The sequence below is a fragment of the Aliiglaciecola sp. CAU 1673 genome (genome assembly GCF_029223185.1).
In the GTDB taxonomy this organism is placed as follows: Bacteria; Pseudomonadota; Gammaproteobacteria; order Enterobacterales; family Alteromonadaceae; genus Bowmanella.
The window spans coordinates 168,755-194,135 of record NZ_JARHUG010000008.1 but is presented as its reverse complement, the minus strand read 5'-3'; the positions used below and the strand labels follow the sequence as shown (position 1 = coordinate 194,135).

The 25,381-nt window shown below is 50.6% G+C and carries 17 protein-coding genes and 5 tRNA genes; all 22 read left to right on the top strand.

The annotated features are described in order from the left end of the window. The first annotated feature begins 339 nt into the window (after positions 1-339). The 22 genes from P2G88_RS09985 (at position 340) to tuf (P2G88_RS09880) (ending at position 25,096) form a co-directional block, all read left to right on the top strand. The gene (locus tag P2G88_RS09985) at positions 340-2,964 is read left to right on the top strand and encodes a TonB-dependent receptor (RefSeq protein ID WP_275795718.1); all 2,625 of its coding nucleotides are present in this window, start codon (positions 340-342) and stop codon (positions 2,962-2,964) included. Between the two features lie 156 nt (positions 2,965-3,120). Further along, positions 3,121-4,104: a UDP-N-acetylmuramate dehydrogenase gene (gene murB, locus P2G88_RS09980; protein ID WP_275795717.1), complete on the top strand. Its 984-nt coding sequence runs from the start codon at positions 3,121-3,123 to the stop codon at positions 4,102-4,104. Beyond that, complete coding sequence (gene birA, locus P2G88_RS09975) at positions 4,101-5,078, top strand: bifunctional biotin--[acetyl-CoA-carboxylase] ligase/biotin operon repressor BirA (protein ID WP_275795716.1); 978 nt, start codon at positions 4,101-4,103, stop codon at positions 5,076-5,078. Before murB ends, birA begins: the two co-directional genes overlap by 4 nt. Next, entirely contained in the window at positions 5,062-5,805 is a 744-nt protein-coding gene (locus P2G88_RS09970) for a type III pantothenate kinase (RefSeq protein ID WP_275795715.1), read from the top strand. Before birA ends, P2G88_RS09970 begins: the two co-directional genes overlap by 17 nt. A gap of 125 nt (positions 5,806-5,930) precedes the next feature. Beyond that, positions 5,931-6,006, top strand: a tRNA-Thr gene (locus P2G88_RS09965). A gap of 17 nt (positions 6,007-6,023) precedes the next feature. Next, positions 6,024-6,108: transfer RNA gene (locus tag P2G88_RS09960), tRNA-Tyr, on the top strand. 106 nt (positions 6,109-6,214) lie between these two features. Then, positions 6,215-6,289: transfer RNA gene (locus P2G88_RS09955), tRNA-Gly, on the top strand. A 7-nt stretch (positions 6,290-6,296) separates the two neighbouring features. Then, a tRNA-Thr gene (locus P2G88_RS09950) sits at positions 6,297-6,372 on the top strand. Between the two features lie 60 nt (positions 6,373-6,432). After that, on the top strand, positions 6,433-7,617 hold the full coding sequence (gene tuf, locus P2G88_RS09945; RefSeq protein WP_275795703.1) for an elongation factor Tu: 1,185 nt from the start codon (positions 6,433-6,435) through the stop codon (positions 7,615-7,617). A gap of 599 nt (positions 7,618-8,216) precedes the next feature. Continuing rightward, a tRNA-Trp gene (locus P2G88_RS09940) sits at positions 8,217-8,293 on the top strand. A gap of 34 nt (positions 8,294-8,327) precedes the next feature. Further along, positions 8,328-8,705, top strand: a complete 378-nt coding sequence (gene secE, locus P2G88_RS09935; protein ID WP_275795714.1) for a preprotein translocase subunit SecE — start codon at positions 8,328-8,330, stop codon at positions 8,703-8,705. Between the two features lies 1 nt (position 8,706). After that, entirely contained in the window at positions 8,707-9,243 is a 537-nt protein-coding gene (nusG, locus tag P2G88_RS09930) for a transcription termination/antitermination protein NusG (protein ID WP_275795713.1), read from the top strand. Between the two features lie 287 nt (positions 9,244-9,530). Continuing rightward, positions 9,531-9,959, top strand: coding sequence for a 50S ribosomal protein L11 (gene rplK / locus P2G88_RS09925; RefSeq protein ID WP_275795712.1), 429 nt, complete (start codon positions 9,531-9,533; stop codon positions 9,957-9,959). Positions 9,960-9,962: 3 nt separating this feature from the next. Continuing rightward, positions 9,963-10,658 (top strand): 50S ribosomal protein L1, encoded by a 696-nt coding sequence (gene rplA / locus P2G88_RS09920; RefSeq protein WP_275795711.1) that lies wholly within the window; start codon positions 9,963-9,965, stop codon positions 10,656-10,658. Between the two features lie 262 nt (positions 10,659-10,920). Then, positions 10,921-11,415, top strand: a complete 495-nt coding sequence (gene rplJ / locus P2G88_RS09915; protein WP_275795710.1) for a 50S ribosomal protein L10 — start codon at positions 10,921-10,923, stop codon at positions 11,413-11,415. Positions 11,416-11,479: 64 nt separating this feature from the next. Beyond that, positions 11,480-11,845 (top strand): 50S ribosomal protein L7/L12, encoded by a 366-nt coding sequence (rplL, locus tag P2G88_RS09910; protein WP_275795709.1) that lies wholly within the window; start codon positions 11,480-11,482, stop codon positions 11,843-11,845. A gap of 288 nt (positions 11,846-12,133) precedes the next feature. Then, positions 12,134-16,162 (top strand): DNA-directed RNA polymerase subunit beta, encoded by a 4,029-nt coding sequence (gene rpoB, locus P2G88_RS09905; RefSeq protein WP_275795708.1) that lies wholly within the window; start codon positions 12,134-12,136, stop codon positions 16,160-16,162. A gap of 78 nt (positions 16,163-16,240) precedes the next feature. Then, the gene (rpoC, locus tag P2G88_RS09900) at positions 16,241-20,419 is read left to right on the top strand and encodes a DNA-directed RNA polymerase subunit beta' (protein WP_275795707.1); all 4,179 of its coding nucleotides are present in this window, start codon (positions 16,241-16,243) and stop codon (positions 20,417-20,419) included. A 376-nt stretch (positions 20,420-20,795) separates the two neighbouring features. Then, complete coding sequence (gene rpsL / locus P2G88_RS09895; RefSeq protein WP_275795706.1) at positions 20,796-21,170, top strand: 30S ribosomal protein S12; 375 nt, start codon at positions 20,796-20,798, stop codon at positions 21,168-21,170. 77 nt (positions 21,171-21,247) lie between these two features. After that, complete coding sequence (rpsG, locus tag P2G88_RS09890) at positions 21,248-21,718, top strand: 30S ribosomal protein S7 (protein WP_275795705.1); 471 nt, start codon at positions 21,248-21,250, stop codon at positions 21,716-21,718. Between the two features lie 21 nt (positions 21,719-21,739). Continuing rightward, a complete protein-coding gene (gene fusA / locus P2G88_RS09885; RefSeq protein WP_275795704.1) occupies positions 21,740-23,845 on the top strand; it encodes an elongation factor G in 2,106 nt (701 codons plus the stop codon). A gap of 66 nt (positions 23,846-23,911) precedes the next feature. Beyond that, a complete protein-coding gene (tuf, locus tag P2G88_RS09880; RefSeq protein ID WP_275795703.1) occupies positions 23,912-25,096 on the top strand; it encodes an elongation factor Tu in 1,185 nt (394 codons plus the stop codon). Positions 25,097-25,381 lie beyond the last annotated feature (285 nt).

The window sequence follows — 25,381 nt, the reverse complement described above, 5'->3', positions numbered from 1 at the left end:
GTAGCTCGTAGCTCGTAGCTCGTAGCTCGTAGCTCGTAGCTCGTAGCTCGTAGCTCGTAGCTCGTAGCTCGTAGCTCGTAGCTCGTAGCTCGTAGCTCGTAGCTCGTAGCTCGTAGCTCGTAGCTCGTAGGTCACTACCTCGTACGCGGGGCATTTGTGGATGTCATGTTGAAGAATCTGGAGGTTGAGGCGGAACGATAAATGTTTACAAAATAGGTGGGAAAATAGTCTCCAATAATTTGCGACAGTTGTGCGAATGGTGATATAGCTAGATCGGCTTTGGAGTTTAAAGCCCACTTGAACAACAACATATATAAGTTCCTGTTGGAGGATATGGATATGATAACTATAAAAGGCTTCAGGAGTTCGACGTTGGCAGTTTCTGTCAGCGCCGCCCTATTTGCCATTACAAACCCGACCATTGCCCAAGAAACTGATCAGACGAGTGCACAAAAAACTGAACGTATTCAAGTTACGGGTTCTCGTATAAAGCGAGCTGACCTAGAAGGCCCCTCTCCCATTACAATGATTACCCGCGAAGACATAGACAGCCTGGGTTTTGAAAATCTTCAACAAATATTGGAGAGATTGCCGGTCGCCGGGGCCGGAACATTCTCAACGCGCAATAACAGTCAGGATTCTACAGCAAACGGCGGTGCCGCCGTGAGTCTGCGGGGCTTTGGAGCGGATGCGACATTGGTATTGGTTAATGGTCGACGTGTAGCCATCAGTGCGTTTGCAGAGAGCATTGTAAATTCCTTCGTAGATATCAACAGCATACCGGTTGCTGCAATCGAGCGTATTGATATTCTCAAGGACGGTGCTTCAGCAATCTACGGTTCGGATGCTGTTGCCGGTGTAGTCAATATCGTGCTGCGTAAAGATTATGTGGGTACCGAGGTAACTGCCGGATATGGACAGACTACAGGCCCTGATTACGATGAGAATACTTTCAGCGCCGTGTGGGGAACAGGCAACGAAGACAGCAACGCGACATTGATCTTTGACTATTTCAAAAATGCATCGATCGATAATAGTGAATTAGGTCGTTTTGGAACGGCGAATCAGTCACCTTATGGTGGTATGGATTTTCGATCATCCAGGGGCTACCCCGGCTACTTTTATGTAAACGGTGTCAAAACCATTGATCCTGCTTGCCCTCCCGAAAATGCGACTGCAAGCGGCAGCTGTCTCTATGATTATGGCCCTCATAGTATCGCTATACCGGCAGCGGAGCGTATTGGTGCCATTTTACAGATGAACAAAAGGTTTAGTAACGATATCGAGCTGTTCACTGAGATAGCTGTGCAGCACAACACCTCCGAGGCTGGAGGTGCGGCGACGCCATTGGATGAAGATGCCGGTCTGACTGCACCGGGCTCACATCCCAATAACCCCTTTGGACAAGATGTCGAAATCGGTCGATATCGGCCTGTTGATGCCGGTAATCGTCGCTGGGATATCGAGTCTGATTCATTGCGAGTGGTTGCCGGTTTGAGGGGATCTATTGATACCTGGGACTGGGAGGTTTCAGGCCAAAAAGGTCGTAGCCGCTCAATGCAAACGGGTGATAGATCTCAAGGCTGGGTAAGAACAGATTTCTTACAACAGGAAATTGATGCTGGACGCTACAATCCTTTTGGTGGAGTCACTAATCCGCAATCGGTGATCGATGCAATTACCACCAGCCTGGTCAGGAGAGGCGAATCACATTTGACCTCTTTTGATGCTCACGCCAGTGGTGATCTGTTTGAGTTTGACGGTCGAACAATCGCATTGGCTGTAGGTTATGAGTATCGGGAGGAAGATGTTTCCGATATACCGGATGATCAATTTCAGCGAGGTCTGATATTCGGCACTGAGTCTGTATCTGCACAGGCTGCCAGGGATCAGTGGGCAGTTTATGCGGAGTTGTCTATTCCCTTACACGACACTTTCGAACTGCAAGTTGCTGGACGCCACGATGACTACAGTGATTTTGGTTCAACCACTAACCCCAAAATTGCCATGCGCTGGACGCCAACAGAAGATATATCTGTCAGAGCCTCTTGGAGCGAAGGCTTCAGAGCGCCTTCGTTGGCACAGATTGGCTTAGGTCCGTCCCAAGAGTCTCAATTTTTCGTCGACAATTATTTTTGTGACCTGAACCCCAGTGTTACGGATAAGGCCGCTTGTAGAACAGAGTCTCTTGATTACACAATTGTTTTCGCTGGGAATCCAGATCTGAAACCAGAGGAGTCAGAGACCTGGAATGTGGGTGTAATTTGGGCATTTGCCGAGAATGCCGATGTTGGCTTTGATGTCTGGAGTATTACCCAGGATAACAAAATTGACGAAAGGCCCTTTGGGGCTATCTATGATCGGGAGTGTAACAACCAGAATAGCACCATTTGCCAGCGACTGACGCCACTGCCAGGTGATGTTCTTGGTCCTTTCTCGCAGTTAAATAACAGCTACTTCAATGTCAGTTCGCAAGAAGCCCAAGGTATTGATTTCTCGGCGCACTATGGCTGGGATCTCGCCGACTTTGGCAACCTGGGATTCTCGTTGGAGTGGAGTTATTTAACCAATTTCGAAAAGGATGGACGCGATTGGACGGGAGAGTATGAGTTCCCAGAACATCGCTGGGTCTCAACAATTGATTGGACTCGCGGTGATTGGTCTGCCACTGCAGCCTTCAGCTATGTTGGAGAATTCGAAGACACCCCGGACATTGATTTTGACGGAACACTCGATTTTGATCAGAACAACAGCCGCATGGTCGACTCGCAGTTGCTATTGGACTTGCAGGTGGCCTATATGTACGGCCAGCAATGGAAGTTTATGCTGGGCATGAACAACGCCCTGGATGAGGATCCTCCATTTGCCATTGGTGATGGTGATGATGACCTGTTTGGATATGCTACAAAAGTGCATAGCCCGCGTGGGCGTTATATCTACGGTAAGGCGTCTTATCGCTTCTAAGATGTGTCTTTTGGCAAAAGCCCGACATCAGTCGGGCTTTTTTTGCATTTTAAGGGGTATTCACAAATAAACTGTGTTTATTGGCTGCGGGCTCGACCAGATGTCTCTTGGTCCGTAAACTAAGGGCATTGTTAGTTTTAAAGTATTCCTGCCACGTTGCTTTCACTCAATTCATTTCACACATTTGGCTTAAGTGCCAATGCAAAAAATCTGGTTCGCCTCACCGATGTAGACCAGTTAATACCTGCTGAACCCTTCTATATCCTGGGCGAGGGCAGTAACACCATATTTTTGGAGGATTATGAAGGCTGCATCCTTCAGGTATGCCTTAAAGGTGTGGAGATCACTGAGCATAACGACCACTACATGGTCAGGGTCGCCGCTGGTGAGAATTGGCACCAGTTGGTCATTCATTTACTACAAGAGAAGATTTTTGGTTTGGAAAATCTTGCTCTGATCCCTGGCACCGTTGGCGCCGCACCGATCCAAAATATCGGGGCCTATGGGCGTGAACTGGCTGACTTTTGCCACAGTGTGGAAACACTTCATCTGCAAAATGGAGAAAAAACAGCTATTGCAGCCGTGGATTGTCAGTTCGGATACAGAGATAGCATTTTTAAACAGTCAGAGGCGTTAGCCTTGCTGATCACCCATGTAAACCTTCGCTTTGATAAAGAGTGGAAACCTCACAATCAATACGGAGAATTACAAGCTCTTGGTGAAGCCCCTAGCCCTTTGGAGATCTATAACAAAGTGGTGGAGGTCAGACAGAGCAAGCTACCCGATCCTGCTAAAGTCGGTAACGCCGGTAGCTTCTTTAAGAATCCTGTCGTCGAAGGTGACCTATTCAGGTTACTCAAAGCCAAATGGGCAGAAATTCCCGGCTATTCACAAGAGGGTGGCAGGGTGAAAATTCCTGCTGCCTGGCTGATTGATACCCTCGGCTTTAAAGGAAAGACAGTGGGCGGCATTGCCTGCCATGCCAAACAGCCACTGGTGTTGATTAATCAAAATCACGGTACTGGACAGGAATTGTTAACCCTGGCACGCGATATTAGAGATTCGGTGTATAGAGAGTTCGGCATAGTGCTTGAGAATGAGGTGCGCCTGATGGGTAAACTGGGACTGATCACATTGTGAAAGCCGATCCTCAATTAAAAAGACATCTTATCCTGAAACAGCTGGCTGACGGTAAGTTTCACTCAGGGGAAGAATTAGGCGCTCTCTTAGGCATCAGCCGTGCTGCCGTCGGCAAGCACATGAAAGCCCTGGAAGCCTTGGGACTGGATGTATTTAGTATAACCGGTAGAGGATATCGTTTAAGTCATCCTATGCGCTTGTTGGATGAGCAGGAAATATTTTCCCATCGACGACTTCCGCAAGCTCCTCCCTTGTCATTGCTGGCTGTGGTTGACTCGACAAACTCATTTTTAAAAGGGCACCCGCAGTTACAGATCAAGGGGGCTGCGTGTCTGGCCGAGGCACAAACAGCAGGCCGTGGGCGACAAGGTAGAAAATGGGTATCTCCCATCGGCGCCAGCCTGTATTTGTCCATGTATTGGGCCTTCAGTGGCGGTTTTCAGGCCATAGGGGGGCTCAGTCTGGCCGTTGGTGTGGTTGTGGCCGAGTCGCTGCGAGACCTCGGTGTGCGTGGACTCAGGCTAAAGTGGCCTAATGATATTTATTTAAATGAGCGCAAATTGGGTGGAATCTTAATTGAGCTAGAAGGGCAGGCCAACGACATCAACCATTGTATTATTGGTATTGGTATCAACGTGCGCTTGCCCGAGCAGCTCAGCAAGGACATTGACCAGCCATGGGCAGATCTCAGTCATGGTGTAAGGGAGTTACCTGACCGGAACCTGTTGGTTGCAAAGCTGTTGGATAACCTTCATTTGGCGTTAGAAGATTTTGAGCAAACCGGTATGAAGTCCTTCTCTCAGAGATGGAGTGACTTGAATCTTTATCAAGGCAAGCAGGTCCGCATGCTCTGCGGCACGCAAGAATATAAGGGACTTTGCCTTGGAATAAATCGGGACGGTGCCCTGCTTGTGGAACTGGCCTCAGGGCCAAAAGCTTTTTATGGGGGCGAAGTCAGTGTCCGACAAGGCTAAAGCACTACTGGTGGATGTCGGCAATAGCCGGATAAAGTTTTGTTTTCTGAATGACGGAAAACTGTCCAACATCGAGTGCCTTAACCATGAAGCAGAGCTGGTGTCGAAATTACGTGGCGTTAGCCAAGTACTCGTTTCGGCGGTGGGACAGGCCTCCCGAGTAAAGGTGCTGGCAGACATTGCAACGCAGCAAGGTGTCAGCTTCAATCAACTCAGTGCGCAGAAGTCGGCATTTGGTCTGGTCAACGTCTATGAAAACTACGCAACGATGGGGGTAGACAGGTGGTTGGCAATGTTGGGAGCCAGAACCCTGACCAAACAAGCATTTGCAGTCCTTGATTTTGGTACTGCCATCACCTGCGATTTTGTCGATGAAAGCGGCGCCCATCTGGGCGGATGGATAGCACCTGGCATCAATATGATGCGTAGTAGTCTGCTCACTAACACAGAAAAAGTATTTGGTCGCAATGAGGGTTGGATGACCCAGGAGCTAGGCCGTTCGACTGCCGATTGTGTTGATAGCGGCTGCATTGCCATGGCTAGAGGCATTGTTAAGCAAGCACAGGACACACTATCAAGGTTGACGTCAGGACAAAAGATGTTCGCCTGTGGCGGAGATTGTAAATTACTATTTGAAAATGACGCTGCCAATCTTGAGATTAATGCGGGCTTAATCTTCTTGGGTATGGCCTTAATTGCCGGGGATTGCGCTCAACAAAGAGCCTAATTGATACAAAAAACGGCAAGAGTGGTTGCAAATTGACCGATTGAATCAAAACTCATATTTTTTTGATATTTGGCTATTGCGCTACCTAGGGTGTTCCTCTAGAATGCGCACCCACTTGATGCAGTGCCGGCTTAGCTCAGTTGGTAGAGCAACTGACTTGTAATCAGTAGGTCGCCAGTTCGATTCCGGCAGCCGGCACCATTATCAAGTGACAATTTGGAGGGGTTCCCGAGTGGCCAAAGGGATCAGACTGTAAATCTGACGGCTCAGCCTTCGCTGGTTCGAATCCAGCCCCCTCCACCATATTCTATACATGTGTCTACGACTCGTGTTAGGGCAGCCAAGACAAGCACTAAGGTCTTGCGCTCCAAAAGTTCTTGGGATGAGGTGGCCTCAAGAGATAAGGATTGCGGGCATCGTATAATGGCTATTACCTCAGCCTTCCAAGCTGATGATGCGGGTTCGATTCCCGCTGCCCGCTCCAAATTAGTGCTGATATAGCTCAGTTGGTAGAGCGCACCCTTGGTAAGGGTGAGGTCGGCAGTTCGAATCTGCCTATCAGCACCACTTCTCTCCCCAGCTCATCTGCAGTTTTGTAGTTAAACATCCAACCTAGCTGGGGGAATCATGGCAAAAGAAAAGTTTGAACGTAAAAAGCCGCACGTAAACGTAGGCACCATCGGTCACGTAGACCACGGTAAGACTACTCTGACTGCGGCAATCACAACAGTATTGGCGAAGACCTACGGTGGTTCAGCTCGTGCGTTTGACCAGATTGACAACGCGCCAGAAGAAAAAGCTCGTGGTATCACCATCTCTACATCGCACGTAGAGTACGACACACCAACCCGTCACTACGCCCACGTAGACTGCCCTGGACACGCTGACTATGTTAAGAACATGATCACCGGTGCGGCGCAGATGGACGGAGCGATTCTGGTAGTAGCAGCGACTGATGGCCCAATGCCACAGACCCGTGAGCACATTCTGCTGGGTCGTCAGGTAGGCGTACCTTACATCATCGTATTCATGAACAAGTGTGACATGGTAGATGACGAAGAGCTGCTGGAACTGGTAGAAATGGAAGTACGTGAACTTCTGTCTACTTACGACTTCCCAGGTGATGACCTGCCGGTAATTCGTGGTTCAGCTCTGAAAGCGCTGGAAGGCGATGCAGAGTGGGAAAAGAAAATCATTGAGCTTGGCGAAGCGCTGGACACATACATCCCAGAGCCAGAGCGTGCGATTGACAAGCCATTCATTCTGCCAATCGAAGACGTATTCTCTATCTCTGGCCGTGGTACCGTAGTAACTGGTCGTGTAGAGCAGGGTATCGTTAAAGTCGGTGAGTCAGTAGAAATCGTAGGTATCAACCCGACTACTACTACCACTTGTACTGGTGTAGAAATGTTCCGTAAGCTGTTGGACGAAGGCCGTGCAGGTGAGAACGTAGGTGTTCTGCTGCGTGGTACCAAGCGTGACGAAGTTGAGCGTGGTCAGGTACTGTGTAAGCCTGGTTCAATCAAGCCACACACTAAGTTCGAAGCAGAAGTATACGTACTGAGCAAAGAAGAAGGTGGTCGTCACACGCCATTCTTCAAAGGCTACCGTCCTCAGTTCTACTTCCGTACCACTGACGTAACTGGCTCAGTACAGCTGCCAGAAGGCGTAGAGATGGTAATGCCAGGCGACAACCTGAAGTTCACGGTTGAGCTGATTTGCCCAATCGCGATGGACGAAGGTCTGCGTTTCGCCATCCGTGAAGGTGGCCGTACAGTAGGTGCGGGCGTAGTATCTAAGATCATCGAGTAATCGAAGCTTAGTGCTAAAAGAAAGGCTCCCTCGGGAGCCTTTTTTGTTTTTAGGCCCGCACCTACTGTATGGCCCCAAGCGGATGTCCCGTGACCAGATTGCCAGGAGCAATCTGGAACAGCCGAAGGCTGGCCCGCAGGGCGAGTATCCCGGCGGCCGGCCCAGGACGATACGAGTACAAATGCCAGGAGCAATCTGGAACATCAGAGGAACGACGATGGCCCCGAAGGGATGTAGGGCAGGTAGAGCCCGGAATAACGTGGCTGTGTAGGTGCGGGCGTAGTATCTAAGATCATCGAGTAATCGAAGCTTAGTGCTAAAAGAAAGGCTCCCTCGGGAGCCTTTTTGCTTTTGAGCCAGCACCTGTTGTGCGGACTGAAGATATAGCCCGGATTAACGTGACGAGTAATTAACAGTAGGGCGGTATTTATAAGGCTTTCAGCAATTAAAGCCCTAGTCCGGTATCAATTTCCCCCATCCCAATCTCAACGCTTGTATAACAAACTTCAGCGGGTATAATACCGCACCCTCCTTATGCTTGATTCCGCTTCCCTAAATATTCTAAAGGCGCGAACGTTTGGCATTTGGAGAAGATTTTTAGGGGTGTAGTTCCAATTGGTAGAACAGCGGTCTCCAAAACCGACGGTTGGGGGTTCGAATCCCTCCACCCCTGCCAGTTTGGGCAGAGTTACGCAATTATAGGTAAATGCATGAGCGTCAATACAGAGAACACATCCAACGCGATGGATTCAATCAAATGGGTGTTGGTTATCGGCTTGCTGGGCGCAGCTGTGGCCGGAAATTATATGTATGGAGAACTTTCTGTACTGGTCCGCGCGGTAACCGTCGTGGCTATTGTTGCTATCGCCGGTTTTATCGCTGCAACAACGGCGAAAGGTTCACAGTTCCTTGGGTTTGCTAAAGAATCCAGGCTGGAAGTGCGTAAAGTCGTGTGGCCAACACGTCAAGAAGCAACGCAAACGACATTGATTGTACTGGCGGCCACTGTTGTTGCTGCGCTAGTGCTGTGGGGGTTGGACGGCATTCTGGTGAGGCTGGTGTCACTGGTTACGGGATTGGGAGTCTGATATGGCTGATAAGAAGTGGTATGTAGTTCAGGCATTCTCTGGCTTTGAAGGCCGTGTTAAACAATCCTTGAAAGAGCACATCAAGATCCATGGCATGGAAGACTATTTCGGTGAAATCCTGGTTCCTACCGAAGAAGTGGTGGAAATGCGTGCCGGCCAAAAGCGTAAGAGTGAGCGCAAATTCTTTCCTGGCTACGTGTTGGTAGAAATGGAGATGAACGAGGATTCCTGGCACTTGGTAAAAAGTGTTCCTCGTGTACTGGGTTTTATCGGTGGTACTTCAGACCGCCCCGCGCCTATCTCCAAACGCGAAGCCGACGCTATTCTCAATCGCCTGCAAGAATCTGTCGATAAGCCTAAGCCCAAGACATTGTTCGAGCCCGGCGAAGTGGTTCGTGTTACCGATGGTCCATTTGCGGACTTCAACGGCGTGGTAGAAGAAGTGGACTACGAGAAGAACCGCCTGAAAGTATCCGTATTGATCTTCGGCCGTTCTACGCCGGTAGAATTGGAATTCTCGCAAGTCGAGAAGGGCTAAATCCTGGTTGTCCCTTTGGGACAATTTCTAGTGATTTAACATCACTAGAAAAAGGATTTAGCGACCGGACAGGATGTCCGGGCTGGCACCAACCCACAAGGACGTGTGACAGAACCAAGTTTCTGTCAAAGCCCTAAAGTAGAAAATTTGCCCAAAGTCAAATCGCTGACTTGAACCGGGCTGCAGATTAAAATATAATCCGCAGCCCTTTTTATTGAACGGGGAGCCGTTTGAGTAAGCATCCTCAATGTTTACGAGGCGTTAAACCCATACTAGAGGTATAAAACATGGCTAAGAAAGTCAAAGGCTTGATTAAGCTTCAAGTCGCCGCCGGTGCTGCTAACCCCAGCCCGCCAGTTGGTCCAGCCCTGGGTCAGCACGGTGTTAACATCATGGAATTCTGTAAAGCGTTCAACGCCCGTACAGAGAGTCTGGACAAAGGTGCTCCAGTACCTGTTGTTATCACTGTATACGAAGATCGTTCTTTCACCTTCGAAACCAAGACGCCTCCAGCTTCTTACCTGCTGAAGAAGGCCGCTGGTCTGAAGAGTGGTTCTGCCCGTCCCAATACCGACAAAGTTGGTAAGGTGACTCGTGCGCAATTGGAAGAAATTGCCAAGATGAAAGAACCTGACCTGACTGCTTCCGATCTGGACGCAGCCGTTAACACCATCGCGGGCTCTGCTCGTAGCATGGGCTTGGTAGTAGAGGGCTAACACATGGCTAAATTGACTAAACGCATGCGCGTCATCAAAGAAAAAGTTGACGCCACTAAAGAGTACGACATCAACGAAGCCGTTGCCCTGCTGAAAGAGCTGGCCACTGCCAAGTTCGTTGAGAGCGTAGACGTAGCCGTTAACCTGGGTGTTGATGCACGTAAATCTGACCAGAACGTTCGTGGTGCCACTGTATTGCCTCACGGTACTGGTAAAGACGTTCGTGTAGCCGTATTTACTCAGGGTGCTAACGCCGAAGCTGCTAAAGCCGCTGGTGCCGATATCGTCGGTATGGACGATTTGGCCGAACAGGTGAAAAAAGGCGAAATGAATTTTGACGTGGTTATCGCTTCACCAGATGCGATGCGCGTTGTAGGTACTTTGGGTCAGATCCTGGGTCCCCGTGGTCTGATGCCAAACCCTAAGACTGGTACTGTAACACCTGACGTTGTAACAGCTGTTAAAAATGCCAAGTCTGGTCAGGTGCGCTACCGTAATGACAAGAACGGTATCATCCATGCCAGCATCGGCAAGATCAGCTTTGACGCCAACCAGATCAAAGAAAACCTGGAAGCCCTGCTTGACGCTCTGCGTAAAGCCAAGCCTTCCACCGCCAAAGGCACTTTCCTTAAGAAAGTAAGCCTGAGCACCACCATGGGTGCTGGCGTAGCTGTAGACCAGGGCAGCCTGGCTAGCTAACAAATTAAGGCGAACACAGCCCAGGCCGTGTTCGCCAGGTTTATGGGTAGAAGTGTTGTGTAAAAGCAGCGCTTCCGTCCAAGACCGCAGGTGCTGAACTCTCGAAAGAGAATGACGCTTAATCTAACAGCCTGCGCAGACGGTGCAGTCCCCAGAAGAATTTGATTCCTCTGGTTTCTCACCGTAAATCGCGCGTCAGACATTGTCTGGCGATGTGTAGGAAACCAGGCGTGAGCCTGGATGAACCAGGAGTTAAGAGCCAATGGCTATTAAGCTTGAAGACAAAAAAGCAATTGTTGCTGAAGTCCAGGAAGCTGCCAACGGTGCTTTATCTGCGGTAGTCGCAGACGCTCGTGGTGTGACCGTTAGCAGCATCACCAACCTGCGTAAGCAGGCCCGTGACGCTGGCGTATGGGTTAAGGTTGTTCGTAACACCCTGGCTCGTCGCGCAGTTGACGGCACCGAATTCGAGTGTCTGAAAGATGTATTCGTAGGCCCGACTCTGATTGCTTTCTCTAAAGAGCACCCCGGTGCTGCGGCGCGTATCTTCAAAGATTTCGCCAAGGGAAACAAGAATTTCGAGCTGAAGGGTGCAGCCTTTAACGGCGCCGCTGTAGACGTGGAATTGCTGGCATCACTGCCAACGTACGACGAAGCAATCGCACGCCTGATGAGCACCATGAAAGAAGCAGCTGCCGGCAAACTTGTTCGCACAATTGCCGCGGTTCGCGACCAGAAACAAGAGCAAGCTGCCTAATTCGTTTGGCTGCTTGATTAAAAGTTTAATCGGGAATATTCCCCTTAATTTAGGAATCTGAGAAATGTCAGTGACTAAAGAGCAAATTATCGACGCTATCGCCGAAATGTCTGTAATGGACGTTGTTGAGCTGGTGTCTGCAATGGAAGAGAAATTCGGTGTTTCTGCCGCTGCCGCCGTAGCTGTTGCTGCTGGTCCAGCTGCCGAAGTTGAAGAGAAAACTGAATTTGACGTAATCCTGGCCGAAGTTGGCGGTAACAAAGTTGCCGTTATCAAGGCTGTACGTGGTGCCACCGGTCTGGGCCTGAAAGAAGCCAAGGACATGGTTGAAGCCGCTCCTAAAGCGATCAAAGAAGGTATCGCCAAGGCCGAAGCTGAAGCTCTTAAGAAAGAGCTTGAAGAAGCTGGTGCCAAGGTTGAGATCAAGTAATCTGTCTGCGGACAGATTATTTGCCTGAAATCAGGCAAAGGCTGGTGATCATTTGATCACCAGCCTTTTTGCGCTGTAGGATAGAGCACTTACACCGTTTATTGCCTATCCCTAAGACTTGGAATTAATTGATAAAATTCGTATATGTCCCATAGCTTGCCGAAAGGCGGGTTGATGCGAGTTTAATCTGTTCATTCCACTAAACGGTGCTGGAAGTTTGTCTATTGCTCGTCTTCGGCGAGTGCAGTAAAGGCAAGTTGGGTCAAAAATCAGCAGGCTGAGGAACCCATGGTTTACTCTTATAGCGAAAAGAAACGTATTCGTAAGAATTTTGGCAAACGCCCGCAGGTATTGGAAATACCATATCTTCTTTCAATCCAGCTAGATTCTTTTAAGAAATTTATTGATCTCGATCTGGAAGGCCAATACGGTCTGGAAGCCGCGTTCCGCTCAGTATTTCCAATAAAAAGTTATTCGGGCAATGCCGAGCTGCAGTATGTCAGCTACAGGCTGGGTGAGCCGGTATTTGACGTTAAAGAATGTCAAATCCGCGGCGTCACCTACTCCGCGCCATTGCGCGTCAAATTGCGTTTGGTGTTGTTTGATCGGGAAGCCGCGCCTGGCACCGTCAAAGACATCAAAGAGCAGGAAGTTTACATGGGCGAAATTCCGCTCATGACCGAAAACGGTACCTTCGTGATCAACGGTACCGAGCGTGTAATCGTTTCTCAGCTGCACCGTAGCCCAGGCGTGTTCTTCGATCACGACAAAGGCAAGACCCACTCATCCGGTAAAGTATTGTATAACGCCAGGGTGATCCCTTATCGCGGTTCTTGGTTAGATTTCGAATTCGATCCGAAAGATAACCTGTTCGTCCGTATCGACCGTCGTCGTAAGCTGCCCGCCAGTATCATTCTGCGCGCCCTGGACATGGGCACAGAAGAAATTCTGTCGACCTTCTTTGACAAGATCCAGGTTCGTATAGATGGCGACCGCTTGATGATGGATATTGTGGCCGATCGCCTGCGTGGTGAAACAGCCCAGTTCGATATCCTCGATGCTGAAGGTAATGTATTGGTCGAAGCGGGACGTCGTATTTCCGCTCGTCATACTCGTCAGTTAGAACAGGCCAAGATCAAAGAGCTGGAAATCCCGGCAGAGTATTTGGTTGGCAAGGTGTTCGCCTGCGACTATGTGAATGAGTCTACCGGCGAAATTGTTGTTGCTGCAAACGACGAAGTTACCCTCGCTGCCATAGTCGAATTGCGTAAAGCTGGCTTTAAAGCGTTTGAACTGCTTTACATCAACGACTTGGATCATGGTTCCTACGTATCAGATACCCTGCGTATCGATTCCACTACAAACCGCCTGGAAGCGTTAGTGGAAATCTACCGTATGATGCGCCCTGGTGAACCACCAACGAAAGACGCCGCAGAGACCTTGTTCGATAACCTGTTCTTCTCAGATGACCGTTATGACTTGTCCTCTGTAGGTCGCATGAAGTTCAACCGTCGTTTGGGTCGCGAAGAGCTGACCGGCGAAGGTACACTGGCTAAGGAAGACATCATCGCCGTGATGAAGCAGCTGATTGCTATTCGTGACGGTAAAGATGAAGTGGATGATATCGACCATTTGGGTAACCGTCGTATTCGTAGCGTCGGTGAAATGGCCGAGAACCAATTCCGCGTCGGTCTGGTGCGTGTAGAGCGTGCTGTGAAAGAGCGTTTGAGTCTGGGTGATCTGGATGCTGTGATGCCTCAGGATCTGATTAACGCCAAGCCAATTTCTGCGGCGGTTAAAGAGTTCTTTGGTTCCAGCCAGCTGTCTCAGTTTATGGACCAGAACAACCCGCTGTCGGAAGTAACCCACAAGCGTCGTATTTCTGCCTTAGGCCCCGGTGGTTTGACCCGAGAGCGCGCTGGCTTCGAAGTACGTGACGTTCACGTTACTCACTATGGTCGCGTTTGTCCTATCGAGACCCCTGAAGGTCCAAACATCGGTTTGATTAACTCGTTGTCGACCTATGCCCGTACTAACGATTTCGGTTTCCTGGAAACCCCCTATCGTAAGATTGTTGACGGCATTGTAACCGACGAAATTGAATACTTGTCTGCCATTGAAGAAGGCCAATATGCCATCGCTCAGGCCAATGCCGAGCTGGATGCTGAAGGTCGTCTGGCTGACGAATTGGTTTCCTGCCGCTATCGTGGTGAATTCACCCTGATGCCCAGCAGCGATATCGGTTATATGGACGTATCTCCACAGCAGATCGTTTCCGTTGCTGCCAGCATCATCCCGTTCCTGGAACACGATGACGCAAACCGTGCCTTGATGGGGGCGAACATGCAACGTCAGGCCGTTCCTACCCTGCGTGCCGATAAGCCGTTGGTGGGTACCGGTATGGAGAAAACCATCGCGGTTGACTCCGGTGTAACCGTGGTCGCCAAGCGTGGTGGTGTGGTCGATTATGTGGATGCCAGCCGTATTGTGATCAAGGTTAATGAAGAAGAGACCTTCGCTGGTGAAGCCGGTATCGATATTTATAACCTGACCAAATACACCCGTTCTAACCAGAACACCTGTATTAATCAGCGTCCAAACTGCAACGTGGGTGAGCCTGTCGTCGCCGGTGATGTACTGGCTGATGGTCCGTCTACCGATATGGGTGAACTGGCTTTGGGCCAGAACATGCGTATCGCCTTCATGCCTTGGAACGGTTACAACTTCGAAGACTCGATTTTGATTTCCGAGCGTGTAGTACAGGAAGACCGCTTCACCACTATTCACATTCAGGAACTGAGTTGTATCGCTCGTGATACTAAGTTGGGCCCTGAAGAAATTACCGCTGACATCCCCAACGTGGGTGAATCTGCACTGGGCAAACTGGACGAGTCCGGCGTTGTCTTTATCGGCGCAGAAGTGAAAGGCGGCGATATTCTGGTGGGCAAGGTAACGCCTAAGGGTGAGACCCAGCTGACTCCAGAAGAAAAATTACTGCGTGCCATCTTCGGTGAGAAGGCTTCTGACGTTAAGGATACTTCTTTGCGCGTTCCTAACGGCGTTTACGGTACCGTAATCGACGTTCAGGTCTTTACCCGTGACGGTGTAGAGAAGGACAAGCGCGCATTGGAAATCGAAGATATGCAGTTGCGTCAGGTCAAAAAAGACCTGTCTGACGAGTTCAATATCCTCGCCGACGGTATCTTTGCACGCGCACGTAACATGTTGGTTGCCAATGGCATTAAAGAAGAGAAGCTGGACAGCCTGCCTCGCGAGAAGTGGTTTGAAATCACCCTCAAAGATGAAGATGCCCAGACTGAACTTGAGCAGATTGCCGACCAATATGTAGAGACCAAGACTGACTTCGACAAAAAGTTCGAAGGCAAGCGCCGTAAGATCACCCAGGGTGATGACCTGGCGCCAGGTGTACTTAAGATCGTTAAGGTCTACCTGGCCGTTAAGCGTCATATTCAGCCAGGTGACAAAATGGCCGGTCGTCACGGTAACAAGGGTGTTATCTCCACCATCATGCCGGTGGAAGACATGCCATACGATGAAAACGGTGAGCCGGTTGATATCGTGCTGAACCCGCTGGGCGTACCGTCGCGTATGAACATCGGTCAGGTACTTGAAACCCACCTGGGTATGGCTGCCCGTGGAATCGGTGCCAAGATCGACCGTATGCTCAAGGAACAGGAAGATAAAGCCAAGCTGCGTGACTTTATAAAAGAAGTTTATGCCGTTGGTGAGTCTCACCAGAAAGTCGATATCGATGACTTCTCGGATGAAGAGGTGGCCCGACTGGCAGAAAATCTGCGTAAGGGTCTGCCGATTGCGACGCCTGTCTTTGACGGTGCCAACGAAGCTGAAATCAAGCAGATGTTGAAGCTGGGTGGTATTCCAGAGGATGGCCAAATCGTGCTGTATGACGGTCGTACCGGTCGCGCTTTCGAGCGTAAGGTGACTGTAGGTTACATGTACATGCTTAAGCTGAACCACTTGGTAGACGACAAGATGCACGCGCGTTCTACTGGTTCTTACAGCCTGGTTACTCAGCAGCCGCTGGGTGGTAAGGCACAGTTCGGTGGCCAGCGCTTCGGTGAGATGGAAGTGTGGGCATTGGAGGCCTATGGTGCCGCCTATACCCTGCAGGAAATGCTGACAGTGAAATCCGACGATGTGAACGGTCGTACCAAGATGTATAAGAACATCGTGGATGGCGATCACCGGATGGAGCCTGGCATGCCTGAGTCCTTCAACGTATTGCTGAAGGAAATCCGCTCGCTGGGTATCAACATCGAGTTGGAAGAAAAGTAAGGCGCCGAAGGTAATCGAGGCATGTAGGGAGCCTGCAAGGCGGGCTCCCAAGGTTAATGACTCCGTAGGGAGAATATCGTGAAAGACTTATTGAAGTTTTTGAAGCAACAAAACAAGACCGAAGAATTCGATAATATTCGTATCGGTCTGGCTTCTCCTGACATGATCCGTTCTTGGTCCTTTGGCGAAGTAAAAAAGCCAGAGACCATCAACTACCGTACGTTCAAACCTGAGCGTGACGGTCTTTTCTGCGCCCGAATTTTCGGACCGGTTAAAGACTATGAGTGCTTGTGCGGTAAGTACAAGCGCCTTAAGCATCGCGGTGTGATTTGCGAAAAATGTGGTGTGGAAGTAACCCTGACCAAGGTCCGCCGTGAGCGCATGGGCCACATCGAACTGGCCAGCCCCGTTGCCCACATTTGGTTCCTGAAGTCACTACCCAGCCGTATCGGCTTGATGCTGGATATGACGCTGCGTGATATCGAGCGCGTACTTTATTTTGAAAGCTATGTGGTTACCGAGCCTGGCATGACCACGCTGGAGCGTTCACAGCTTCTGACTGAAGAAGAGTACTTAGATGCCCTGGAAGAGCATGGTGATGAGTTCGACGCCAAGATGGGTGCCGAAGCTGTATTTGACCTGCTTAAGGCCCTGGACGTAGACGGCGACGTTGCCTCTATGCGCGAAGAGCTGCCCAGCATTAACTCTGAAACCAAGCGTAAGAAAGTAACCAAGCGCCTGAAGCTGTTGGAATCCTTCCAGCAATCAGGTAACCGCCCAGAGTGGATGATTATGACTGTGCTGCCGGTACTGCCACCGGATCTGCGCCCATTGGTTCCTCTGGATGGCGGTCGTTTCGCTACCTCTGATTTGAACGATTTGTATCGTCGCGTGATCAACCGTAACAACCGTCTGAAGCGACTGTTGGATCTGGCTGCGCCCGATATCATCGTGCGTAACGAAAAGCGTATGCTGCAAGAAGCGGTAGATGCGTTGCTGGATAACGGTCGTCGTGGCCGTGCTATCACCGGTTCCAACAAGCGTCCTCTGAAGTCCTTGGCCGACATGATCAAGGGTAAGCAAGGTCGTTTCCGTCAGAACCTGCTTGGTAAACGTGTTGACTACTCTGGCCGTTCGGTAATTACCGTGGGCCCGACTTTGCGTCTGCATCAGTGCGGTCTGCCCAAGAAGATGGCTCTTGAGCTGTTCAAACCCTTTATTTACGGCAAACTGGAAGGTCGTGGCCTGGCCACCACTATCAAAGCCGCCAAGAAAATGGTTGAGCGTGAAGCGCCGGAAGTATGGGACGTTCTGGATGAAGTTATCCGCGAACACCCGGTATTACTGAACCGTGCACCAACGTTGCACCGTTTGGGTATCCAGGCATTCGAACCCACCCTGATCGAAGGTAAAGCCATTCAGCTGCACCCACTGGTGTGTGCGGCCTATAACGCCGACTTCGACGGTGACCAAATGGCGGTTCACGTGCCGTTGACGCTGGAAGCGCAGCTGGAATCCCGTGCGCTGATGATGTCAACCAACAACATCCTGTCGCCTGCCAACGGTGAACCTATCATCGTGCCTTCACAGGACGTGGTATTGGGTCTGTATTACATGACCCGTGATCGCGTTAACGGCAAAGGCGAAGGCATGGTGTTCAAGAACGCCCACGAAGCCGAAAAAGCATACCGTACTGATGTGGCAGAGCTACATGCACGCGTGAAAGTGCGTATTAAAGAGTATGACGTTGATGAAGCGGGTAACAAGACTGAAAAAGTTACGTTGACCGACACCACTGTTGGCCGTGCCATTCTGTCTCTGATCCTACCTCAGGGTCTGCCCTTTGAGCTGATCAACCAGGCAATGGGTAAAAAGCAGATCTCTCGTTTGCTGAACGCCTGTTATCGTACATTGGGTCTGAAAGACACCGTTATCGCTGCCGACCAAATTATGTACACCGGTTTCCATTACGCCATGATCGCGGGTGCCTCTATCGGTATCGACGATATGGTGATCCCGGATGAGAAAGCCCAGATCATCGACGCAGCAGAAGCTGAAGTGGCCGAGATCCAGGAGCAGTTCCAGTCTGGTTTGGTAACCGCTGGTGAGCGCTATAACAAAGTTATCGATATTTGGTCTGCCGCCAACGAGCGCGTATCAAAAGCGATGATGGCCAACCTGTCTAAAGAACAGGTGCAGAATCGTGACGGTGAAATGGAAGAACAAGTATCTTTCAACTCCGTTTACATGATGGCCGACTCCGGCGCCCGGGGTAGTGCGGCACAGATTCGTCAGTTGGCTGGTATGCGTGGTCTGATGGCCAAGCCTGATGGCTCGATCATCGAAACCCCCATTACCGCTAACTTCCGTGAAGGTCTGAACGTACTGCAGTACTTTATCTCTACCCACGGTGCTCGTAAGGGTCTTGCCGATACGGCACTGAAGACGGCTAACTCAGGTTACCTGACTCGTCGTTTGGTTGACGTGGCGCAAGATCTGGTTATCACTAACGACGATTGCGGTACCTTCGAAGGCGTGAAGATGACGCCTCTGATCGAAGGTGGTGACGTGGTTGAGCCGTTGCGCGAGCGCGTATTGGGTCGTACTGTGGCTGAAGACGTGATCAAGCCTGGCACTGACGAAGTGCTGGTAGAGCGTAACGTGATCCTGGACGAAGCTCTGGTGGATGTGCTTGAGTCTCACTCTGTTGACCAAGTCATAGTGCGCTCTGTAATCACCTGCGATAACGACTTCGGTGTTTGTGCCAAGTGTTACGGTCGTGATTTGGCCCGTGGTCACCAGGTGGGCATCGGTGAAGCGGTCGGTGTTATTGCCGCACAGTCAATCGGTGAACCTGGTACTCAGCTGACGATGCGTACGTTCCACATCGGTGGTGCGGCTTCAAGAGCCTCTGCCGAGAACAGCGTACAGGTGAAGACCAACGGTAGTCTGAAACTGCACAACGCGAAGTTCGTGCACAATGCAGACAACAAGATTGTTATTACCTCTCGTTCTACCGAGATCACCATTATCGATGAGCAGGGCCGTGAGAAAGAGCGCTATAAAGTGCCTTACGGTGCCGTGTTGTCGGTAGATGATGGCGCTAAAGTGAATGCCGGTGACATCGTCGCCAACTGGGATCCGCACTCGCACCCGATTATCGTGGAGCGTCCGTCTAAGATCAGCTTCGCTGATGTGGACGACAGTAACACTGAAATGCAGCAGGACGAACTGACCGGTCTGACCCGTATCGTGGTAAAAGATCTGTCCAAGTCTACGGCCAAAGAGCCTAAGCTGATTCTGGAATCTGAAGAGCATGGTTTGCAGGAAATTCGTCTGCCCAGCTTCACGGTGATCGAAGCCTCTGACGGCTCTAAGGTCAAGGCCGGTGAAGTGTTGGCCCGTATTCCTCAGGAAAGCTCGAAGACCCGCGATATTACCGGTGGTCTGCCGCGCGTTGCTGACCTGTTCGAAGCTCGTAAGCCGAAAGAGCCCGCTATTCTGGCAGAAGTGTCCGGTACCATCAGCTTCGGTAAAGAAACCAAAGGTAAGCGTCGTCTGTTGATCACCCCAGAGCAGGGGGATGCCTACGAAGAGATGATCCCTAAGTGGCGTCAGCTTAACGTATTCGAAGGCGAAAAAGTGGAACGCGGTGAAGTGATCTCCGACGGTCCAGAGTCACCACACGATATCCTGCGTCTGCGTGGTATCAGTGCGGTGTCCAACTACATCGTTAACGAAGTGCAAGACGTTTACCGTCTGCAGGGTGTAAAGATCAACGACAAACACATCGAAGTGGTTATCCGCCAGATGTTGCGTAAGTGTGTGATTACTCACCCAGGCGATACCTTGTTCCTTGAAGGCGAGCAGGTTGAAGTGTCCAGCGTTAAAGTGGCCAACCGCGAACTGGAGAAGAAAGGCAAGATCCCCGCACAGTATGAAACACAACTGTTGGGTATCACCAAGGCCTCGTTGTCTACAGAGTCTTTCATCTCTGCAGCATCGTTCCAGGAAACCACTCGCGTACTGACTGAAGCAGCAGTACAAGGCAAGGAAGACGATCTGCGTGGTCTGAAGGAAAACGTTATCGTGGGTCGCCTGATCCCAGCCGGTACCGGTTTCGCCTACCATCAGAAGCGTATGCGCAGGCGTCTGGCCGGCATCGTGGAAGAATCGGTCTCCGCAGCCCAGGCAGAGCAGGCCCTGTCCGATGCTCTGAATGCAGAGGTTAACGATTCAGACGAGTCGCAAGACTAATTCACATAAAGTGAAGTTTAAAAAACCCGGCAATGCCGGGTTTTTTATTCAGGGTGCCTTGCCTCACTTTTCGAACCGTCGCCCTCCCGTTGGCGCTGCGGTTTTCTCCAGGCAACCATAGCTCGGTTATGTCAGGTGTTAAATCTGGCTTCGGCATCGCTCCTAGCCTCAAAATTTGCGGCTTTTCACGCGCAATACTCCTGCTTTAAAGGTAGGCTGTTAGTTGACAGGTTAATCTTTGGTCTATAGAATTCTGCGACCCTATTTTCAGGGTGGGGGTTTATTGCTCGAAATAGGCCGCAACAGCGGCAAATTTCTACGGATATGGGCACTAGGCCTCAGATTTTTTCAGTAGTTATTTATCAGGAGCTAGTTAATGGCAACAGTTAACCAGTTGGTGCGTAAGCCACGCGAAAAGGGCGTTGAAAAAAGCAACGTTCCTGCGCTGCAAGCTTGCCCCCAAAGACGTGGCGTATGTACTCGCGTATACACCACAACCCCTAAGAAGCCGAACTCTGCGCTACGTAAAGTATGCCGTGTTCGTCTGACTAACGGTTTCGAAGTTAGTTCATACATCGGCGGCGAAGGCCACAACCTCCAGGAGCACAGTGTTGTGCTGATCCGTGGTGGTCGTGTTAAAGACCTGCCAGGTGTTCGTTATCACACTGTTCGCGGTACTTTGGACTGCGCAGGTGTTAACTCTCGTAAGCAAGCCCGTTCTAAGTACGGCGCGAAAAGGCCCAAATCCTAACGGTTCTCCGTTTAGTAAGGCCAAACTGAAGTTTTAATAGAGTTTTGGGTAATCCCTGAAATCCACGGAGAATTGAAATGCCTAGAAGAAGAGTCGTAGGTCAACGTAAGATCCTACCTGATCCTAAGTTCGGATCACTGCTGCTTGCCAAGTTCATGAACGTTGTCATGCTTGACGGCAAAAAATCAACTGCTGAAAAAATCGTATACGGCGCTCTGGATATCGTTGCTGAGAAAACCGGCAAAGCACACCTGGATGTTTTCGAAGATGCGCTGGACAATATCCGTCCTTCCGTAGAAGTTAAATCACGCCGCGTTGGTGGCTCTACTTACCAAGTACCAGTAGAAGTACGTCCTGTGCGTCGTAATGCACTGGGTATGCGCTGGATGGTAGAAGCTGCACGTAAGCGTGGTGAGAAGTCCATGGCTCAGCGTCTGGCTGCAGAAATGCTGGATGCCTCTGAGAACAAAGGCTCCGCGGTTAAGAAACGTGAAGACGTGCACCGTATGGCCGAAGCCAACAAGGCCTTCGCTCACTACCGCTGGTAATCAAAGGCGTAAGAGGAATCTATGGCTCGTAAAACCCCTATTGAGCGTTACCGCAATATTGGTATCTGCGCTCACGTGGATGCAGGGAAAACCACGACCACAGAACGGGTGCTCTTCTACACCGGTCTTTCGCATAAGATTGGTGAAGTCCATGATGGCGCTGCCACCATGGACTGGATGGAGCAGGAGCAAGAGCGTGGTATCACTATCACCTCGGCTGCTACTACCTGTTTCTGGGCGGGGATGAACCAGCAATTCGAGCAACATCGCATCAACATCATCGACACCCCCGGACACGTTGACTTCACTATCGAAGTTGAACGCTCATTGCGGGTGCTCGATGGTGCTGTCGTTGTTTTCTGTGGCGCTTCTGGTGTTGAGCCTCAGTCAGAAACGGTATGGCGTCAGGCGAACAAATATCATGTTCCACGCCTGGTGTTCGTCAATAAGATGGACCGGGCCGGTGCCGATTTCGACCGCGTAGTGAAGCAGATTCGCAACCGCTTGGGAGCGAGTTGTGTGCCAATCCAAATGAATATCGGTGCGGAAGAAAACTTTCGTGGCGTTATCGACCTCATCAAGATGAAGGCCATCAACTGGAATGAAGAAGACCAGGGGATGACCTTTTCCTATGAGGACGTGCCAACCGAATTGTTGGAAAGAGCACAGACCCTGCGTATGGAAATGGTTGAGGCCGCAGCTGAAGCAACCGAAGAGTTGATGGATAAATATTTGGAAGGCGCCGAGCTTTCTGAAGATGAAATCAAACAAGGTCTGCGCAAGCGTACCCTGAACAACGAAATTGTGCTGGCAACCTGTGGCTCCGCGTTTAAAAACAAGGGCGTACAGGCGGTGCTGGATGCGGTGGTTGAATTTCTGCCTGCGCCAATTGATGTTCCCGCCATTAAGGGCGTGAAAGACGATGCCGCAGAGACAGAAGACGAGCGCCATGCCGATGATGCCGAGCCGTTCTCTGCCTTGGCGTTTAAAATCGCTACCGATCCCTTTGTAGGAACATTGACCTTCTTCCGCTGCTATTCTGGTGTGGTGAACACCGGTGATACGGTGTACAACCCGATTAAGTCAAAGCGCGAGCGCTTCGGTCGAATCGTACAGATGCACGCCAACAGCCGTGAAGAAATCAAAGAAGTTCGTGCTGGGGACATAGCCGCTGCCATTGGCTTGAAGGATGTGACCACGGGGGACACACTTTGTGATCCTAATCACATCATCACGCTTGAGCGTATGGATTTCCCTGAGCCCGTTATTTCCGTCGCTGTAGAGCCTCGCTCTTTAGCCGATCAGGAGAAAATGGGCATTGCACTTAGCAAGCTTGCTGCCGAAGACCCTTCTTTCCGTGTGAAAACTGACGAAGAAACCGGGCAGACGATTATCTCTGGTATGGGCGAACTGCACCTGGATATTATCGTCGATCGTATGAAGCGTGAGTTTAAAGTGGAATGTAGCGTGGGTAAGCCACAAGTGGCTTATCGCGAAACAATTCGCAAAGCGGTGGAAGTGGAAGGCAAGTTTGTGCGCCAGTCTGGTGGTCGCGGTCAGTTCGGTCATGTATGGCTGAAGATCGAACCTCAGGAAGAGGGCAAGGGCTATGAATTTGTTAACGCAATTGTCGGTGGTGTAATTCCTAAAGAATTCATCCCTGCCGTTGACAAAGGCTGCCAGGATCAGATGCAAAACGGTGTACTCGCCGGCTATCCGGTTCTGGATGTTAAAGTCACCCTGTTTGATGGTTCATACCACGATGTTGACTCCTCTGAAATGGCGTTTAAGATCGCGGGTTCAATGGGCTTCAAAAAAGGGGCGGCTGCAGCCAATCCTGTGCTGCTTGAACCCCTCATGAAGGTGGAAGTCACCACGCCTGAAGATTGGATGGGTGACGTTGTAGGCGATATTAACCGTCGCCGCGGTATCATCGAAGGAATGGAAGACGGTCTTGCCGGTATCAAGATAGTGCGCGCAAAAGTGCCATTATCTGAGATGTTCGGTTATGCTACCGACCTGCGTAGCGCTACCCAAGGCCGTGCATCCTATTCTATGGAGTTCTTCAACTATGCGGAGGCGCCAAACAACGTCGCCAAAGCTATTATTGAAGCTAGAACATCTTAATGAAGGTCTGGTCCGGTAATCTGTTTTAGCAGGGGGCCGGACTTTTAACTTAGGAAACTTAGTAAAATGGCAAAAGAAAAGTTTGAACGTAAAAAGCCGCACGTAAACGTAGGCACCATCGGTCACGTAGACCACGGTAAGACTACTCTGACTGCGGCAATCACAACAGTATTGGCGAAGACCTACGGTGGTTCAGCTCGTGCGTTTGACCAGATTGACAACGCGCCAGAAGAAAAAGCTCGTGGTATCACCATCTCTACATCGCACGTAGAATACGACACACCAACCCGTCACTACGCCCACGTAGACTGCCCTGGACACGCTGACTATGTTAAGAACATGATCACCGGTGCGGCGCAGATGGACGGAGCGATTCTGGTAGTAGCAGCGACTGATGGCCCAATGCCACAGACCCGTGAGCACATTCTGCTGGGTCGTCAGGTAGGCGTACCTTACATCATCGTATTCATGAACAAGTGTGACATGGTAGATGACGAAGAGCTGCTGGAACTGGTAGAAATGGAAGTACGTGAACTTCTGTCTACTTACGACTTCCCAGGTGATGACCTGCCGGTAATTCGTGGTTCAGCTCTGAAGGCGCTGGAAGGCGACGCAGAGTGGGAAAAGAAAATCATTGAGCTTGGCGAAGCGCTGGACACATACATCCCAGAGCCAGAGCGTGCGATTGACAAGCCATTCATTCTGCCAATCGAAGACGTATTCTCTATCTCTGGCCGTGGTACCGTAGTAACTGGTCGTGTAGAGCAGGGTATCGTTAAAGTCGGTGAGTCAGTAGAAATCGTAGGTATCAACCCGACTACTACTACCACTTGTACTGGTGTAGAAATGTTCCGTAAGCTGTTGGACGAAGGCCGTGCAGGTGAGAACGTAGGTGTTCTGCTGCGTGGTACTAAGCGTGACGAAGTTGAGCGTGGTCAGGTACTGTGTAAGCCTGGTTCAATCAAGCCACACACTAAGTTCGAAGCAGAAGTATACGTACTGAGCAAAGAAGAAGGTGGTCGTCACACGCCATTCTTCAAAGGCTACCGTCCTCAGTTCTACTTCCGTACCACTGACGTAACTGGCTCAGTACAGCTGCCAGAAGGCGTAGAGATGGTAATGCCAGGCGACAACCTGAAGTTCACGGTTGAGCTGATTTGCCCAATCGCGATGGACGAAGGTCTGCGTTTCGCCATCCGTGAAGGTGGCCGTACAGTAGGTGCGGGCGTAGTATCTAAGATCATCGAGTAATCGAAGCTTAGTGCTAAAAGAAAGGCTCCCTCGGGAGCCTTTTTTGTTTTTAGGCCCGCACCTACTGTATGGCCCCAAGCGGATGTCCCGTGACCAGATTGCCAGGAGTAATCTGGAACAGCCGAAGGCTGGCCCGCAGGGCGAGTATCCCGGCGGCCGGCCCAGGACGATACGAGTACAAATGCCAGGAGCAATCTGGAACATCAGAGGAACGACGATGGCCCCGAAGGGATGTAGGGCAGGTAGAGCCCGGAATAACGTGGCCGGTTAAGTAAAGCCCCAAGC